Source organism: Thiobacillus sp. (genome assembly GCF_013693775.1).
Lineage (GTDB): Bacteria > Pseudomonadota > Gammaproteobacteria > Burkholderiales > Thiobacillaceae > Thiobacillus.
The window spans coordinates 304,263-321,292 of the sequence record NZ_CP059257.1; the positions used below are offsets into that span (position 1 = coordinate 304,263).

Annotated in this window: 15 protein-coding genes, 2 tRNA genes and 1 pseudogene; 6 read left to right on the top strand and 12 right to left on the bottom strand. The window is 62.5% G+C overall.

The features are described from left to right. Window positions 1-760 precede the first annotated feature (760 nt). The 6 genes and pseudogenes from HZY77_RS01515 to HZY77_RS01540 all read right to left on the bottom strand — a co-directional run bounded on the left by HZY77_RS01515 (window position 761) and on the right by HZY77_RS01540 (window position 5,770). Window positions 761-837 (bottom strand) — tRNA-Arg (locus HZY77_RS01515). A 119-nt stretch (window positions 838-956) separates the two neighbouring features. After that, a tRNA-Ser gene (locus tag HZY77_RS01520) sits at window positions 957-1,050 on the bottom strand. Window positions 1,051-1,093: 43 nt separating this feature from the next. Then, entirely contained in the window at window positions 1,094-2,323 is a 1,230-nt protein-coding gene (locus HZY77_RS01525) for an aspartate kinase (RefSeq protein ID WP_296635932.1), read from the bottom strand. A 47-nt stretch (window positions 2,324-2,370) separates the two neighbouring features. Continuing rightward, complete coding sequence (gene rlmD / locus HZY77_RS01530; RefSeq protein ID WP_296818054.1) at window positions 2,371-3,669, bottom strand: 23S rRNA (uracil(1939)-C(5))-methyltransferase RlmD; 1,299 nt, start codon at window positions 3,667-3,669, stop codon at window positions 2,371-2,373. Further along, a pseudogene (locus HZY77_RS01535) lies at window positions 3,666-4,441 on the bottom strand (3'-5' exonuclease). Before HZY77_RS01535 ends, rlmD begins: the two are co-directional and overlap by 4 nt. 36 nt (window positions 4,442-4,477) lie before the next feature. Next, window positions 4,478-5,770 carry an HDOD domain-containing protein gene (locus HZY77_RS01540; RefSeq protein ID WP_296818056.1) on the bottom strand — a complete coding sequence of 431 codons (1,293 nt, stop codon included), beginning with the start codon at window positions 5,768-5,770 and terminating at the stop codon, window positions 4,478-4,480. A gap of 103 nt (window positions 5,771-5,873) precedes the next feature. Between HZY77_RS01540 and HZY77_RS01545 the strand changes: the two genes are divergently transcribed. Continuing rightward, complete coding sequence (locus HZY77_RS01545; protein ID WP_296818058.1) at window positions 5,874-7,319, top strand: DUF4139 domain-containing protein; 1,446 nt, start codon at window positions 5,874-5,876, stop codon at window positions 7,317-7,319. Here the strand turns inward: HZY77_RS01545 and pgi are convergent. Then, entirely contained in the window at window positions 7,309-8,961 is a 1,653-nt protein-coding gene (gene pgi, locus HZY77_RS01550; RefSeq protein WP_296818060.1) for a glucose-6-phosphate isomerase, read from the bottom strand. The two genes, HZY77_RS01545 and pgi, sit on opposite strands and share 11 nt — an antisense overlap. Window positions 8,962-9,067: 106 nt before the next feature. Between pgi and HZY77_RS01555 the strand changes: the two genes are divergently transcribed. Then, window positions 9,068-9,394, top strand: coding sequence for a hypothetical protein (locus tag HZY77_RS01555; protein WP_296818062.1), 327 nt, complete (start codon window positions 9,068-9,070; stop codon window positions 9,392-9,394). Beyond that, the gene (locus HZY77_RS01560) at window positions 9,391-9,552 is read left to right on the top strand and encodes a hypothetical protein (protein ID WP_296818064.1); all 162 of its coding nucleotides are present in this window, start codon (window positions 9,391-9,393) and stop codon (window positions 9,550-9,552) included. Before HZY77_RS01555 ends, HZY77_RS01560 begins: the two co-directional genes overlap by 4 nt. Before the next feature lie 67 nt (window positions 9,553-9,619). Here the strand turns inward: HZY77_RS01560 and HZY77_RS01565 are convergent, their stop codons facing one another. The 5 genes from HZY77_RS01565 to HZY77_RS01585 all read right to left on the bottom strand — a co-directional run bounded on the left by HZY77_RS01565 (window position 9,620) and on the right by HZY77_RS01585 (window position 13,265). Then, window positions 9,620-10,129 (bottom strand): SCP2 sterol-binding domain-containing protein, encoded by a 510-nt coding sequence (locus HZY77_RS01565; RefSeq protein WP_296635914.1) that lies wholly within the window; start codon window positions 10,127-10,129, stop codon window positions 9,620-9,622. A gap of 321 nt (window positions 10,130-10,450) precedes the next feature. After that, entirely contained in the window at window positions 10,451-10,897 is a 447-nt protein-coding gene (locus HZY77_RS01570) for a hypothetical protein (protein WP_296818066.1), read from the bottom strand. A 216-nt stretch (window positions 10,898-11,113) separates the two neighbouring features. Beyond that, window positions 11,114-12,040, bottom strand: coding sequence for an MlaD family protein (locus HZY77_RS01575; protein WP_296818068.1), 927 nt, complete (start codon window positions 12,038-12,040; stop codon window positions 11,114-11,116). Continuing rightward, entirely contained in the window at window positions 12,037-12,444 is a 408-nt protein-coding gene (locus tag HZY77_RS01580) for a hypothetical protein (RefSeq protein WP_296818071.1), read from the bottom strand. Before HZY77_RS01580 ends, HZY77_RS01575 begins: the two co-directional genes overlap by 4 nt. Before the next feature lie 26 nt (window positions 12,445-12,470). Beyond that, entirely contained in the window at window positions 12,471-13,265 is a 795-nt protein-coding gene (locus HZY77_RS01585; protein ID WP_296818072.1) for an ABC transporter permease, read from the bottom strand. An 84-nt stretch (window positions 13,266-13,349) separates the two neighbouring features. On the opposite strand from HZY77_RS01585, the gene HZY77_RS01590 reads away from it, so the two are divergent. The 3 genes from HZY77_RS01590 (at window position 13,350) to HZY77_RS01600 (ending at window position 17,030) form a co-directional block, all read left to right on the top strand. Further along, the gene (locus tag HZY77_RS01590) at window positions 13,350-13,880 is read left to right on the top strand and encodes an SH3 domain-containing protein (RefSeq protein ID WP_296818074.1); all 531 of its coding nucleotides are present in this window, start codon (window positions 13,350-13,352) and stop codon (window positions 13,878-13,880) included. Window positions 13,881-14,184: 304 nt separating this feature from the next. Continuing rightward, complete coding sequence (locus HZY77_RS01595) at window positions 14,185-14,817, top strand: M48 family metalloprotease (protein WP_296818077.1); 633 nt, start codon at window positions 14,185-14,187, stop codon at window positions 14,815-14,817. Next, on the top strand, window positions 14,814-17,030 hold the full coding sequence (locus tag HZY77_RS01600; protein ID WP_296818079.1) for an adenylate/guanylate cyclase domain-containing protein: 2,217 nt from the start codon (window positions 14,814-14,816) through the stop codon (window positions 17,028-17,030). Before HZY77_RS01595 ends, HZY77_RS01600 begins: the two co-directional genes overlap by 4 nt.

Below are 17,030 nucleotides of genomic sequence, written 5' to 3' on the forward strand. Positions count from 1 at the left end.
CATGGCCGGCAACCTCGTCATCGTCAATGTCGACGGCGGCGGTGTGGGCGGCGGGGTGATCGACCGGCTGCGCTCCGTCGGTTTTGATGTGAACGAGGTTCAGTTCGGCGGCCGGGCGATGGATCCGCGCAAGTGGGCGAACCGTCGTGCCGAGATATGGGGCGCGATGCGTGAATGGCTGGCCGGTGGGGCGATCCCGAAGGACGAACTACTGGCGACCGACCTCACCAGCGTCGAGTACGGCTACAACGCCGCCGACGCCATCTTGCTGGAGAAGAAGGAGAGCATGAAGGCGCGCGGCTTGGCGTCGCCTGACTCGGCGGACGCCCTGGCGATCACCTTCGCAGTGCCGGTGCCGGTGGGGAGTCTTGACGACATCGGCCGCGCTGTCACGCGCAATGTGCCGGAGTATGACCCGTATGATGGCATGAACCATGGGCACGAGCCGCTGATGCTCGCTAATCGGACAACTTGACTGTCAAGAATGGGGTATCGTAGCAAGTAGGAACTGGTCAAGCATTGAGGTGATCGACATGCGGAACAGCACAAAAGCTCTCTTGCTTCTGACCGGGGATTTGTCGTTTTACTGGCGGCAAGTTTTGCGCTGACCGCGCTGTTCAGCGAGCGCGTCGCCTACCTAATCCTCTTCGGAATCTACATGGTGGTGATGGTTTGGGTGCTGCGCAAGACCTTCGCCAATGATGCAGATGGAGAAACATGATCAAATGAAAAGAGGCTTCCAAGTGGAAGCCTCTAGAATTGGTGCGCCCGAAGAGATTCGAACTCCTGACCCCTTGGTTCGTAGCCAAGTACTCTATCCAGCTGAGCTACGGGCGCTTTGAAGGTTGCTCGTTATGCGCAGCTGTTGCATGTACCAAATTCGCAAACCCTGCGGTGGGTTCACTGGTGGGTAAAGTGCTCACTACAACTATAACTATTTGATTCTTTTGGTTGTTTGGCGGAGACGGAGGGATTCGAACCCTCGATGCAGGTTTAAGCCCGCATGCTCCCTTAGCAGGGGAGTACCTTCAACCACTCGGCCACGTCTCCGAACCGCCGCGCATTGTAGCGGAATGCGCGGCGGAAAGCCACCTCAGGCAGGGGCCTTGTCGAGTTCGAAGGCCTGATGCAGGGCACGCACCGCGAGTTCCATGTATTTGTCCTCGACCACCACCGAGATCTTGATTTCCGAGGTGGAGATCATCTGCAGGTTGATGTTTTCCTTCGACAGAGTTTCGAACATCTTGCGTGCGATGCCCACGTGCGAGCGCATGCCGACGCCGACGATCGAGACCTTGGCGATCTTGTCGTCGCCGGTGACCTCGCGTGCGCCGGTGGTTGCAGCATTGGCCTTGACGATGTCCATGGCCTTGGCGAAGTCGTTGCGGTGTACGGTGAAGGTGAAGTCGGTAGTGTTCGCGTGGCCGACGTTCTGCACGATCATGTCGACGTCGATGTTGGCGTCGGCCACTGGGCCGAGAATCTGGTAGGCGATGCCGGGCTGGTCGGGCACGCCGACCACGGTGATTTTGGCTTCGTCGCGGTTGAACGCGATGCCGGAGATGATGGCCTGTTCCATGTTGTCGCTTTCCTCGAAGGTGATGAGCGTGCCGTCGCCTTCATCCTGAAAGCTGGACAGCACACGAAGTTTGACTTTGTATTTGCCGGCGAACTCGACCGAACGGATCTGCAGCACCTTGGAGCCGAGGCTCGCCATTTCGAGCATTTCCTCGAAGGTGACGGTCTTCAGACGGCGTGCTTCGGGGACGATACGCGGGTCGGTGGTGTAGACGCCGTCGACGTCGGTGTAGATCTGGCACTCGTCGGCCTTGAGTGCGGCAGCCAGCGCGACGCCGGTGGTGTCGGAACCGCCGCGGCCCAACGTGGTGATGTTGCCGTCGGCATCGACACCCTGGAAGCCGGCGACCACGACCACATGGCCCGAATCCAGGTCGCGCCGCATGTTGGCTTCGTCGATGCTGAGGATGCGCGCCTTGGTAAAGGCGTTGTCGGTGAGGATGCGCACCTGCGCGCCGGTATAGCTCTTGGCTTTCAGGCCAAGGTCTTTCAGCGCCATGGCGAGCAGGGCAATGGTGACCTGCTCGCCGGTGGACACCAGCATGTCGAGTTCGCGCGGGTCGGGTTGCGCCTGAATGCCTTTCGCCAGCGCGATCAGCCGATTGGTCTCGCCCGACATGGCCGAGAGTACGACCACCACCTGGTGGCCGAGCATTTTGAATTTGGCGACACGTTCCGCCACGGCGCGGATGCGTTCGACGTTGGCGACCGAGGTGCCGCCGTATTTTTGTACGATGAGTGCCATGTTAGGGCCAAGGGTTGAGGGCTAGGTAAAAGCGGGATTTTAATGGATTACCGCGTAAACAGGGCAATCGACTCCACATGTGCGGTATGCGGGAACATGTTGGCGACGCCGGCGGCTTCGAGCCGGTAACCCTTGACGTGCACCAGCACCTCGGCGTCCCGTGCCAGCGTGGCGGGGTCGCACGAAACATAGACGATGCGCTGTGGTCCGCGGCCGCCGGGCAGCGATTTGACGACCTCGATGGCGCCGGAACGCGGCGGATCGATCAGCAGCTTGTCGAAGTGCCCCAGGGCAGCGAATTTCTCGGATGTCATCTCGAACAGGTTGTCGACCACGAAGTGGGCGTTGGGCAACGCGTTATGCAGGGCATTCGCACGTGCACGGGCGACGAGTTCCGTGCTGCCTTCGATGCCGAGCACATCGGCCCCGCTTCGGGCGATGGGCAGGGTGAAGTTGCCCAGGCCGCAGAACAGGTCGGCAATGCGTTCGCCCGGTTGCGGGTCGAGCAGGCGCAGCGCGCGGCTGACCAACGCGCGGTTGATGGCGGTGTTGACCTGGGTGAAATCGGTGGGTCTGAACGGCATCGTCAGGCCGAATTCGGGCAGGCTGTAGCTGAGCTCGGGCGCGATGTCGGGCCAGAACGGGCGCACGGTGTCGGGGCCTTNTGCCTGCTCCCAGATATGGACGCGATGCCGGTCGGCAAATGCTCGTACCTGGGCGGCGTCCTCGTCGGTCCAGGGTTCGAGCAGGCGAAATACCAGCACAGTAATATGTTCGCCGACGGCGATCTCGATCTGCGGGATGCGATCGGCGTTCGACAGTTGCACGATCAGCTCGCGCAGGGGCTGAATCAGTGCCGAGACGTCGGGCGTCAGCACCTCGCAACTCGCCATGTCGGCAATGAAGCTGGAGCGCTTCTCGTGGAAACCGACCAGCACGCCGCCTTTCTTGTCGACCCGTCGTACCGACAGCCGCGCGCGGTGGCGATAGCCCCAGGTCGGCCCGTGCAGGGCGCGCAGCATGATGTCGGGGCTGACCTTGCCGATGCGGGCGAGATTCTCTTCCAGTACGCGCTGCTTGGCGGCTACCTGGGCGCTGGCTTCCAGATGCTGCATCGAGCAGCCGCCGCAGCGGCCGAAGTATTTGCAGCGTGGTTCCGCGCGCTGGGCGCTGGCCTTGAGGATAGCGACCGCGTTGGCCGAGTTGTATTTGGCGTGCTTGCGGTAGACCGCGATGTCCGCGCGTTCGCCCGCCAGCGCACCGTCGACGAAGGTGACCTTGCCGTCGAGGCGCGCGACGCCGTGGCCCTCGTGGTCGAGGGAGAGGATGTCGACCGTTTGCTTCATGCCCAGGCCGCCAGGAATTCCTGCCAGTGCGGAGCAGGGTGGGTCTGGACCGTATTCCGCGCGAGCTCGATCTCGGCTGCGTAGGCCGACTCGGTCAGCGTGCCGCGCATCTTCTGGAAGCGCAGGTAGACCAGCCAGGTGTTCATCACGTCGGTTTCGCAGTAGTTGCGGATGGCATCGATCTCGCCGTTCTGGAAGGCATCCAGCACCTTCGATCCGTCCATCCCCAGCTTGCCGGGGAAACCGCACAGCTTGGCCATCTGGTCGAGCGGGGCATTGGCGCGCGCCTGGTACATCGCCAGCACGTCCATCAGATCCAGATGCCGGGTGTGGTAGCGACCGAGGTAGCTGTTCCACTTGAACTCCTTGTCGTCGTCGCCCCAGTCCCAGTAGCGCGCCGCGGCCACGCCATGGATCAGGGCACGGTAATGCAGCACCGGCAGGTCGAATCCGCCGCCGTTCCACGAAACGAGCTGGGGGTATAGCGTTCGATGCCGTCGTAGAAGCGCTGGATCAGCTCGGCCTCGCTGCTGTCGGGTTCGCCGAGCGACCAGACCTTGAGCTGGTCGCCGCTCCTCAGCACGCAGGAGATCGCGACGATGCGGTGCAGGTGATGCGGCATGAAGTCGCTGCCGGTTTTCTGGCGACGGGCGAGCAGGGCCATTTCGGCGAGCTCGGCCTGCGGCAGGGCGGCTTCGTCTATGCCGTTGACGGCGGCGAATCCGGCGAGGTCGGGAATCGTTTCAATGTCGAAAACCAGGGTGGGGTGCATGGCGCGAGCGGCAAACAAAACCGCCATTTTACGCTGTCAATGCAAGGCGGCGTCGAGTTCGGATGCGGCGATCAAGGCGTCCAGATAGGCCACGGAAATCTGGTGCAGCGGAATATCCAGTTGCTGCGCATACGAGGCCAATGTCTCGGCGTCGTTGTTCTCGCAGGCATAGGTCAATTGCAGCATGGCCCCTTCGGGCGAAGGGTGCGCGCTCAGTGCGCGTGCGCTGGTTGCCGACAGGCCCAGCTTGCGGATGAGCGTTTCCACCGGCAGCGACAGCGCAANGGGAGCGGTCGACAGCAGGCCGATTTCGAATGCGGCGGCGGCGCTCTCGGCCGGTGCGCCCAGGCGGGTGATCTTTCCCATGAACAGCGCACGCGTCAACGCGGTGATGGCATAGTGACGCGAGGATTCGGTGGGCTGCCTGCCAGCCAACGCCAGCAGGGCTGCCACGCGGCCGGCGCGTTGCGAGCCCAGCATGATGAGCGCATGGGCCGTCGATTCGGCAGGCCGGCTCAAGCCGCCGGCCTGGGAGTTGGCAATGGCAAGCAGGCGCGGCGCCATGTCGGGGTTCAGCCGGAAGAATTGCACCAGGGTTTCAACCGATTCGCGCAGGGCGATGGCCAGCAGATCCAGCTGGACGGCCTGTTCATGGCTGATTTCGGCGGGCTGGGTATCGCCGGNAAAGAAGCTGCCCCGAAACCAGGTGTTGCCGGGCCAGCGAGCCTGGGCGTGGGCATGCCGCACGCCATCCACGATCAGGCGCGCAGCAACGGCCGGCGGCGTGTCGTCGGCATTGCAGGCAAGGTAGCGCCAGGCGGACATACTGTCCTGCACGACCGCATCCTGGGGGTTGAGTGTGGGACAGAACGTCAGCCCCGCATCCTGCAGGGCCAGAGCACGCGCCAGGTGCTGCTCGTTGTCGAGGTTCACGCACCAGATCAGCTGGCGGTGGTTGAGTTGCTGCGGCACTTCGCTGAACAGCATGCCCGTACTGATTCTCACCAGAAGGGGCAGTTCGCCGGTCAGGCCGTCCTGGGTCAGGGAATACAAACCGGTCAGCAACATGTCCTCTTCCATTTGCCGGAGTTCGGNGGGCGCATCGGCGCCGGCGGCCCGGCCGCGCAGGACCAACTGGTGCGCAACCAGACTGGAGGCGACGTCGAACAGCGGATCGAACGAGAGGAAACGCGCCCGCAAGACTTCCTCCCGAACCGGGTCGCTGCTCGCTATGCCAAGCATCTGCGTCACCACCACGGGCTGTTCGGATTCACTGGTATTGATGCCGCCGCCGACGATGCGCGATGGAGTGGAGTCGTCTGAGATCATGTCGCTCACTGCGGAATTCGTTTGTTCATTCTAGCGCCGGGAAGCATTTTTCGCGTGCTTGCGTCATCATGGAATCTTGTGGAAAGACCTGGACGAGGACCCTATGATGAAGGAAATACTGCGCAACACGATAATCGCCGGCCTGATGCTTACATCACAGGCGGGTTGGGCTGCGCCGCGCGATGAGATCGTCAGCACCGCATCCGACCAGTCAGGCGTGGCGGTTACGATCTATAACGACAACCTGGCGCTGGTGAAGGATACGCGGCGGGTCAGGCTGGGACGCGATTTCAATCAGCTGGCGTGGCGTGAAGTGTCGGCGCAGATGCGCCCGGAAACCGCGCAGTTGCGCAATCTGTCGAATCCGGCCGGATTCCGGCTACAGGAACAGAATTTCGATTTCGATCTGCTGACCCCGCAAAAGCTGCTCGAAAAATATGTTGGACGCGAGGTCAGCGTCATCCGCATGCATGCGGGCACCGACGTGGAAACCCGCGAAACCGCCACTGTGCTTTCCACCAACAACGGCGTGGTGCTCAAGTTTGCCGACGGCCGCATCGAAACCGGCGTACCGGGACGGCTGGCGTTTCCCGGTGTGCCCGACACGTTGCGCGATACGCCTACCCTGGTCATCTCGCTGATCAACCCGTCTGCGGGCTTGCAGAACCTGGAGTTGTCCTATCTGACCTCCGGTTTGGCATGGCGTGCGGATTACGTAGCCGAACTGAATGCCGATGACGACCGGCTCGATCTGAACGGCTGGGTGACGCTGACCAACCAGAGCGGGGCGGCCTATCCGAACGCCAAGCTGCAGTTGGTGGCAGGCGATCTCAACCGGGTGCGCGAGGCGCAGCCGATATCGCGTGCGACGATGGCCATGGCGGCGAAAGCGGCCGACGCTGCCGACATGCAGCAGGAATCGCTGTTCGAATACCATCTCTACACGCTGCAGCGCCCCACCACGCTGGCGGAGAACCAGACCAAGCAGGTTGCACTGATGGCGGCGAGCCGGGTGCCGGTGAGAAAGGAATTCCTGCTCGAGGGTGCGAATTACTACTACTCGGGGCAGGTCGGCGAAATCGGCCAGAAGATCAAGGTCGGCGTGTTCGTCGAATTCGACAACAAGGGCGAAGGCCTCGGCGTGCCCTTGCCCAAGGGCGTGATCCGCGTCTACAAGCGGGACGGGCAAGGCAACGCGCAATTCGTCGGCGAGGATCGCATCGACCATACGCCGAAGAACGAGACCGTGCGCCTGAAGCTGGGCGAGGCGTTTGACATTACCGCGGACAGGAAACAGACCGCCTTCCAGAAACTGGCGGGTAGCGGCCGCTTCAACTATGTATTCGAGTCGGCCTATGAAGTCGTGTTGAAAAACGCCAAGCCGGAAGCGGTGACTGTCACCGTGCGCGAGCCGATGCCGGGCGACTGGACGATGGTGAGCGAGTCGCAGCCGCATACCAAGGCGGCATCCGGCACGGCGGAGTGGAAAGTGAAGATTCCTGCGGAAGGCAAGACGACATTGACCTACCGCGTGCGAGTCAGGTACTGAGCCCGCGCCGCCGGCGGATGTCGGCGATCAGCCCCTGGGTGGAACCGTCGTGTTCCCCGATCACGCGAACTGAACTCAGCGCGGCGCGGATCGGCGGCGCCAGTTGCTTGCCGAGCTCGACGCCCCACTGGTCGAAGCTGTTGATCTGCCAGATCACGCCCTGCACGAAGACCTTGTGCTCGTAGAGGGCGATCAGCATGCCCAGCGTGTGCGGATCGAGCTTCTGATAAAGCAGGGTGTTGCTGGGGCGATTGCCGGGGANGACCTTGTGCGGTGCGAGTGCTTTCGCGTCTTCCCGGCTCATGCCCTGGGCGATCAGTTCGGCCTCGATCACCGCACGTGACTTGCCTTTCAGCAAGGCTTCGGTCTGCGCCAGGCAATTGGCCAGCAACCATTCGTGCTGGTCGGCCAGCGGCGTGGAATTGACCGCCGCCACCAGGAAATCGGTCGGAATCAGGCGCGTGCCCTGATGGACCAGTTCGAAGAACGCATGCTGGCCGTTGGTGCCGGGCGCGCCCCAGACGATGGGGCCGGTGTTGTAGTTGACCAGCTTGTTGGTGCGGTTGACGTTCTTGCCGTTCGATTCCATGTCGAGTTGCTGCAGGAACGGCACCAGTAGGCGCAGCCGCTGGTCGTAGGGAAAGATGCCGTAGGTGTCGGTGCCCCAGAAGTTGGCATACCAGATGCCGAGCATGCCGAGGATTACCGGCATGTTGGCCTCCAGCGGCGCTTCCTTGAAGTGGATGTCCATCGCATGGGCACCCGCCAGCAGCGCCTGGAAGTTGCCCCAGCCGATCTGCAGCGCGATCGACAGGCCGATCGCCGACCACAGCGAGTAGCGGCCGCCGACCCAGTCCCAGAAGATGAACATGTTGTCGGGGTCGATACCGAAGGCCTCGACTGCCTGGGCGTTGGTCGACAGGGCCACGAAATGTCGTGCCACCGCAGCTGGCGCGCGCAGCGCAGCCAACAGCCAGGCCTTGGCCGAATTGGCGTTGGCCAGGGTTTCCAGTGTGGTGAAGGTTTTCGAGGCGACGATGAACAGCGTGGTTTCGGGATCGAGCTGCTTCAGCGTGCCGGCCAGGTGCGCGGGATCGAGGTTGGAGACGAAATGCACCCGTACGTTTTCCACCGCGTAATGGTCGAGCGCATGACACACCATGGCCGGTCCCAGGTCCGAGCCGCCGATGCCGATGTTCACCACGTCGCGGATGGGCTTGCCGGTATGGCCGCGCCAACTGCCATTGTGAATCGATTCGACGAAACGCTGCATGCGGTTCAGCACTTTGGCGACTTCGCGTTCGACGTCCACGCCTTCCACCACCAGCGGCGGACGGACCGGCGCACGCAGCGCCGTGTGCAGGACGGCACGCTGTTCGGTGAAGTTGATGCGCTCGCCGCTGAACATCGCAGTGCGCATGCCCTCCAGTTCGGACTCGCGTGCGAGTTGCATCAGCAGGCCCAGGGTGTCGGGCGTGACGCGGTTTTTCGAATAGTCGAGCAGCAGGTTCCCGCAGCGTAGCGAGAGCTGGTCGAAGCGGCCGGCGTCCTCGCGGAATGCGGCGCGCATGTCGAAGGTGCGCATGGCCTTGAAGTGCTGTTCCAGGTCCTTCCAGGCGGGCAGATGTTTGAGCAGTTTCATGGGGGTGCGGTGTGGACGTGGACTTCGAAGGTATCATATGCGGGCGGCGCATGAGCTCGTCAGACACAGGCGTGGCGCTTTATTCGATGAAGATGGATGAGACAGCATGGTCACCGTGACACACAACACACTCGTATACATTACCTATTCCATCCTGGATTCGCGCGGCATGGTCGTCGAGCAGCATGATATTCCGGTGGGCTATGTGCAGGGCGCCAACAGCGGCATCCTGCCGGCGATCGAGGCGGCGGTGGCGGGGCGCAAGATAGGCGACCGCGTCGAGATCGCCTTGTCGCCCGAAGAGGGATACGGGCTACGCGACGAGAGCCTGGTGTTCGTTGACGACATCGAGAACGTGCCGCCGGAATTCCGGCGCATCGGGGCGGAAGTCATGTTCGAGAATGAGTCGGGCGAGACCAAGGTTTTTACGTGACCGCGATCGAGGACGGCAAACTCACGCTGGACGGCAATCCTTCACTGGCTGGGCAGAGCGTGACCTGCCTGGTGAACGTGATGGATATTCGTGAGGCCACGCCGGAGGAAATCCGCAATGGGCGGCCGCTCGACGTGCAGACCGGAACGGTGCATTAGACTGGGTCCGATTCACCGACGTAAAAAAGCCGGGAAATCTCCCGGCTTATTGTTGCGGCTCACCCGTTTACTTGGCGGGGCAGGCCTTGTCGCCCGGGATTTTGCCCGGCAGACGCAGGAAGGCCTCGAACGGACCCATCACGCCCATCGCTTCCATTTTAGGGCCAGTGAATTTGAGACGGCCAAACATCATAGCTTTCATCGGGCCATATTCACCCGCGCCCATTTCGTTCCAGCGATCGGTGGTGGCATGCATCGTATAGTCGACCGCATAGTCCATCTGGTGGTTCTGGACCGCGCCGCCATAGACGCACATGGCCTTGCCATCCTTGGCGGCGATCTTCAGCTCAGTCTGCGTCGCTTCGCCGCAGTCCGTGCGATACAGATGAATGATCTTGTAGCCGCGGCCTTTGTCGTTCTTGATCCATTTTTCGCCCAGGCCGTCCGTCAGGGTGGCATCCTTGTTCCAGGCGTCGCAAGCCTGAGCGGTCCATTCAACGGACATCATGGCGGGTGTGGCGTGAGCTGCAGTGGCGAATATGGCCAGGGCAGCCAGCGCGATCGTAGTGTATTTCATGGGTAACTCCTCCTTTTAATTAAATGTCCTGGTTGTAGCTTGGTTTTTATTTACGAAGAAAAACTCTTCGAGCGAGCACGGTAATCATCATGCGTAGGCTTGTCAATGCGGCAGCAGTTTTTACGAATCTGTACGGCCTGGCGCCATGCAGGGCGATCAGTACACCGATGGGCTCGGCCTGTCGGCCCATGAGAAGTTGAAGCCAATAACTTGATTCAGATCATTCCCGCGACGAGGAAGCGCGTGATGCCGTGAAGGCCCGGAAGGGCATGGAAGAACATTTATATTCTTAAGTCTTTATATGTTTATTTAGTCGTCAAATCACGGCTGGGCCAAGCTTTCCTCGACCAGTCGGATGCGGCGGGCAAGTTGTGCCGACTCCGCAGTCCGGCCAAGTTTGTCCGCCTGCTGCTGCCGCAGTTTCAGGTAAGTGAGCAGGGGTTGCCGCCAGCCCTGCTCCGATGCGGTTTCCGTTGCTGTCGCCAGGGTGCCCGCGTCGGCTTCTTGGCGCATCACCAGCAGGCTGGCGTCGAGCAAGCGGGCAAGCGGGTCATCGATCCGCTCCAGTGCCGCACGTCGTTTGTCTGCGGGCGCACGCACGAGATCGCGATGCTGGCTGGGTAGCAGGGCAAGGTCGAGGCCGTCCCAACGCAGGGTGAGGAAGCGGTAATAGGCCTGATCGGCCGGATTCGGTTGATTGCCGGCGAGCTCGGCATATTCGCTGCAGGCATCGTCGATCAGCATGGCGCGGCGGGTGGCGCAGTGCACCAGCCACAGACGCGCGGTCTCGCCGACACGACCTGCCCCCGGTGGCGGCGACCGCCTGCCGGAAGTAGCGCTCCGCCAGCGTATTCTCGCCGAGCAGCGCATGCTTCTGATAACGCGCGACCAGGTCGGCCGAGTCGACTTTCCAGTCTGGCGGCGGCGGGCCACCGCTGCCGCAGGCGGCGAGCATGAGCAGGCTGGCGAGGGCGAGAAGTGTCTTCATGGCAGCTTCACCTCGGGCTCACGCGAGAACGGCCATTTCTTGTTGATCTCGTTGATCAAGCCATTGGCCTTGCGCACGGCATCGTCGATCTCGGCGCGCAGCTTGGCGATGTCCTGGGTGCCGTNCCTGACGTTGGCGGAAATCTCCACGGCATTAGACATCACTGCGTCGGCTTTCTTCAGACTGGACTGCGCATCGTTCAGCATCAGCCGGACCTGCGCCAGCGAGGCTTTCGTCTGTTCGGCCATGCCGTCCTGGGCAAACAGCCACTGGTCGGTCTTGGCGGTCATGGCATCGAGCTTGGCGATGAGGGCACGGGTCTTGTCGAGCGAGTCGGTCACCGCACGCGCCTTCTCCGGACTGCCGAGCACGCCTTCGAGCACACCGTATTCGCCGGTCATGCGTCCGGTCACGGTCTTCACGTTGGCCAGCGTGGCGTTGATCTCGCCATCCTTGCGGGTGAGATACTCGACGTTGGCAAGGATTGCCTTGACCCGTTCGACCAGCGCCGGGATCTCCTTGCTGATGTCCGACGTGAGCAGCAGCATGGTGGCGTTGTCGGGCAGCGCAGGCGCCCTGAGATCAGGCGAGTCGACCCGGATCTTGGCGCCGCCGACGATGGGCTTGTCGAGGGTGAAGCTGCTGTTCTCCTTCAGCCATTTGGCATTGCGGCTGAGGAATTCGGTATGGATGATGATGCCGCCGTTCTCATTCAGGCCGAGTGTGGTGACGCGGCCGATCTCGATGCCGGAGAACACCACCGGCACGCCGGGCGCCACGCCGTCGGCACTGGCTGCGGCCAGTTGCAGGTGGAAGGTTTNTTCGAAGAAGCCGCGTGCGTGCAGCAGGTAGACGATGAAGACCGCGGCCAGCACCAGCGATGCGACGGCAAACAGCCCGACCTTGAAATGCAGTTTGTTCATGCTTGATAAAGTGCCTGGTTCCAGCTGAAGTCGAATATTTCCCAGGTGCCCGTCATCTCCGCTTGTACGGCCAGTTGCCGGATGAAGCTCGGATAAGGCACATCGTAAAGCATGGCACCGGGGCGGTCGATGACCAGTCGCGGGCGCTTCAGGATGAGCGCGCGTGCCAGCTTGGTGATAANGCGCTGCGCGGGGGTCATGTCGGGGTCGCGTAGCGGCGCGATGCCGGCATGGCCCAGCTGTTCCAGCAATTGCAGGGCCTGGCAGTTCGATTCGGCGACGTTGAAGTGGCCCCGGTAGATCGGGATCAGTGCGATGTTGTCGAGCGCAGATAGGTTGGCGCGCAGCGGCAGGTTGAGTGCGACGCGCGCCACGTCGTCGGGCAGGGCGTCGACTGCCGCCATCAGGGTGTCGCGGTCGTCGAACGGGATCAGATGTATTTGAGCGCTAATGACACCACCTCGATCGCCACGATGGCGAAGAACACCCGCATCATGCCGCGCAGCACGGAAACCGGCACCATGAAGAGTTNTTTCGGCGTCTCCAGCCCGGCAGTGACCGGGATCAGCGTGACTGCCAGTCCGAATAGCGCGCATTTGGCGATCAGACCCGCCATGATCCTGAAGTCGAAGATTTNTGCGATGGTCCGGGTATACGGCTCGAAGCCGGCCACGTTCATGCCATAAATGGCGAGGTAGCCCATCAGGAGGGCGAGCAGGCCGGCCAGGCCGGCCAGGGTGACGACCGATACGATCCCGCCAATCAGCCGCGGCAGGAATTCGAACTGCATCGGCGGAACCTTGCAATGCGCCAGCGCATCCAATTCATTGTTGACCTGCATCAGTGCGACTTCGGTGTTGATGGCGCTGCCCGAGCGCAAGGCGACGAACAGCGCCGTCAGGAAGGGCAGCAGTTCCAGAACCAGGACGCGGATGGTCATTTCGCTGGCGAATTCGGTGAGACCGAAGTCGCGTGCGGTGGACAGGATGATGGTTATGATGAGCCATGAAATCACCAGCGCGTAGCCGAGGAATACATGCAGGATCTGCACCGCGGTGAAGTAGATCTGTTTCACCACGACATCGAAGGTGGCGCGGTTCCAGGTGGCGGGTTCCAGAAGCAGCAGGCCAGCCTTGGCCAGAAAGGCGAACATGCCGTACCCGACGGTGAACCAGCCGACGACCTTGGCGCCGAGCGATTCGATGGAAGCCGCAAGAAAATTCATCGCGGCATCTTAACGCCATTGCCGGCGCTTGCACCATCGGGTGGCAGGCCCTACAGTTTCGCAGTCACACGGAGAAGACACACGATGAAGACATTCCTGATTCCGGCAAGCGCGCTGGTGTTGTGCATGGCGGCCGCATCGGCGATCGCCGCGCCCGGCACGGTCCTGCGCAACGACAAGCTCTACAGCCAGCCGAGCGCATCGTCCAAAGTGGCAGCGAGCGTATCCAAAGGCGCCAGCGTCAACATCCTTTCCAAGCAGGGCGGCTGGTTGCGCGTGACCTCGGGCAAGTCGACCGGCTGGATCCGGTTGCTGTCGGTACGGGCCGGGGCAGGCGGGTTGGGTGGCGCCGGGCTGGGCGACGTGGTGGGCGCGGCCACGACACGATCCGATCCCAGCCGTGTGGTGGCTGTGGCGGGCCTGCGCGGCTTGAACGACGAAGATCTGAAACAGGCCAAGTTCAATGGCGAAGAACTGGCCCGATTGAACACCTGGCAGGTCACCCCTGCACAGGCCCGCAGTTTTGCAGCCGAGTCCGGATTGACGACGACCAATGTGGCGGCCTTGCCTGTGCCCCAGTCCGCCAAGCCATCCTCGCCATGGGAGACCAACTGATGAAATTCAAATGGATGGTTCTGGCCATTGCCCTGGTGTCGTTCAGCGGGGTGGCGTCGGCGTTGGATTTCGGCAAGCTGCTGGAAGAGCGCATCAACCAGGAGCTGAACAAGGACAAGAAGGCGCAATCGGCCCCGGCACAGACGTCGCCCGCACCTGATGCCTCGCAAAATACCACTGCGTCTCGCCGCCGGCCAAACAAAAAATCGATGCCCAGCAACTGGGGTTTGCACTGTTCGGCAATTACTCGCCAGAAGAAGAAACGCGCATCGGCAAGCAGATCGCGGGCAACCTACTCGGCGCCGTGCCGTTGGTACGCGACGACAAGCTCCAGCGCTACGTCAACCTGGTCGGCAACTGGGTGGCGCTGCAGAGCGGCCGCAAGGATGTCACCTGGCATTTCGGCGTGCTCGATACCGAGGACATCAACGCATTCGCTGCACCCGGCGGCTACATCTTCGTGACCAAGGGCCTCTACCAGCGCCTGAATAACGAAGCCGAGCTGGCCGGCGTGCTGGCGCATGAAATCGCGCACGTCACCCTGAAACATCACCTCAAGGTGCTCAAGCAGTCCAGCCTGATTGGCGCACTGGGCCAGGCGGCCAGCAACAAGGTGAAGGACAGCGACCAAGTGGTGCAGAACCTGATCGGCAACGGCGCGGAAATCATGGCGCGCGGACTCGACAAGAATGCCGAATTCGAGGCCGATCGTGTCGGCATCGTGTTTGCGGCGCGCGCCGGCTACGATCCCTGGGGGCTGCCCGAGGTATTGCAGGATCTGGCTGGACTGCCGGCCAAGGACAGCCGGACCAGCCTGCTGTACAAGACCCACCCGCATCCGGCCGATCGCCTGGCTGAACTGGGCGAGGCCGTCGGCAGCCGTCTTGATGCCGTGCATGGCAAGGACCTGCCCGGCCGCTTCTACCATCTTCGGTGAAGCGCGTTTCGTCCCGGCTGGCGCAGGCAGGCCTGTCTGCGCTGTTTGTCCTGCTGATCGCGGCCCATGTGGGTGGGCTGATCCATATCGCTCCCATGCAGCGTGCCGAGGCCTGGCTGTATGACGTCTGGCTGAAGCGCACGGCGCTGTCCGGCCAGGACGACCGCGTGGCCATCCTCGACATCGACGAAGCCAGCCTGAAGAGCGTTGGGCGCTGGCCGTGGAGCCGCGACACCATGACCCGGCTGATCGCGCAACTGTTCGACCGCTACGGCGTGGCGGCAGTGGGTTTCGACGTCGTGTTCGCCGAACCGGACCACAGTTCGGGACTCGATACCCTCAAACGGCTGGCGCAGCATGACCTGGCGGGCAGTCGCGATTTTCAGAACGCGCTCGAGCACCTCGCGCCCCGGCTCGATTACGACGCCCGTTTTGCCCAGGCGCTCGCCGAACGTCCGGTTTCGCTGGGCTATTACTTCATCCCGGCGGGCTACGGCGACGCTCGCACCGGCACGTTGCCGCCATCGTCCCTGCCGGGCACGGCGTTCGATCCGCTGCACCCGGGTATGCCGTCGCCTACTGGCTATGGCGCGAATCTGGCGGCATTCCAGCAAGCGGCACCGGCTGCCGGGTTCTTCAACATGCGGGCCGACACCGATGGCACGGCGCGCCAGATGAACCTGGTCACCCCGTTCGACGCCGGCTATTACCTGGCGCTGTCGGCGTCCACCCTGCGGGTGGCGTTCGGCGGCGATCCCGTGACAGCTGGCGTCGAGCAAAGCCGTCTGCTCGGCAGGACATATCGTACGCCGTGGATCGAAGTGGGCGGCATTCGCATACCCTTGAGTGCCGGCGGCACCGTGTATGTGCCGTATCGCGCCGGTTCGCCGTTCCCCTACATTTCGGCGGCACAGGTGCTGGCGGGCAAGGTGGCGCCGGCACAACTGGAAAACCGCATCGTGCTGGTGGGGTCGACTGCGCCAGGGTTGACCGACCTGCGCGTGACGCCATTCTCCAATACCTTCCCGGGCGTCGAGATTCACGCCCACCTGATTGCCGGGATGCTCGACGGCACCACCCGCAGCATGCCCGCGTGGGCCGACGACGTGCGTCTGCTAGCCGTGTTGTTGCTGGGCGCGTTGCTGACGGGTGTATTGCTGCGCTTCGGCCCGGTGGCCGGCCTGCTGGCGAGCTTCGCGATGCTGGGATTGCTGCTGGCAGCCTATGCAGCCGCCTGGTCGCGTTTCTGGGTGGTGCCGATGGCGGCGCCGATGCTGACGATATTGGGTCTGTATGCGCTCAACACCGCCTACGGATTNTTTGCGGCGACGCGCAGCAAACGCCAGATCACCAAACTCTTCGGCCAGTATGTTCCGCCCGAACTCGCCGACGAGATGAGCCAGGATCCAGCCCACTACACGATGGAAGGACAGTCGCGCGAGATGACGGTGCTGTTCTCCGATATCCGCGGCTTTACAAACTTCTCCGAGAAACTGCCGCCGGTCGAGCTGGCCGAAGTGCTGAATGCCTACCTGTCGACCATGACGCGCATCGTCCAGCAGCACCGGGGCACCATCGACAAATACATCGGTGATGCCATCATGGCGTTCTGGAACGCGCCGGTGGACTTGGGCGATCATGCCAGTCGTGCCGTACAGACTGCGCTCGACATGCAGGCTGCGCTGTCGCAACTGAATCAGGAATTCGCCGCGCGTGGCTGGCCCGAGGTGAAGATCGGTGTCGGCGTCAACACCGGTCGCATGAGCGTCGGCAACATGGGCTCGGAATTCCGCATGTCCTACACGGTGATGGGCGACGCGGTCAACCTCGGCTCGCGTCTCGAGGGCATCACCAAGCAGTATGGCGTCGGCATCCTGGTCACGCAGACGACGGTCGAGGCCGATCCGGAGCACGTCTTCATGAAAGTCGACGACGTGCGCGTCAAGGGCAAGGAAACCCCGGTGGCGATATACGAGCCGTTGGGTGGCAAGGCCGGCCTCGACGAGTCGGTGCGTCAGGGCGCAGCCGATTTCGAGCTTGCTTTTGCGAGTTATCAGTCACAGGATTGGGAGGCGGCCGAATCGGCACTACGCGCGCTCAATGCCCGCACGCCGCGTACGCTGTACGATATCTATCTCGAACGCATCGCGCATTTCCGCGAAACGCCGCCGCCCGCCAACTGGGACGGCGTGTTCGTCTACACGACAAAGTGA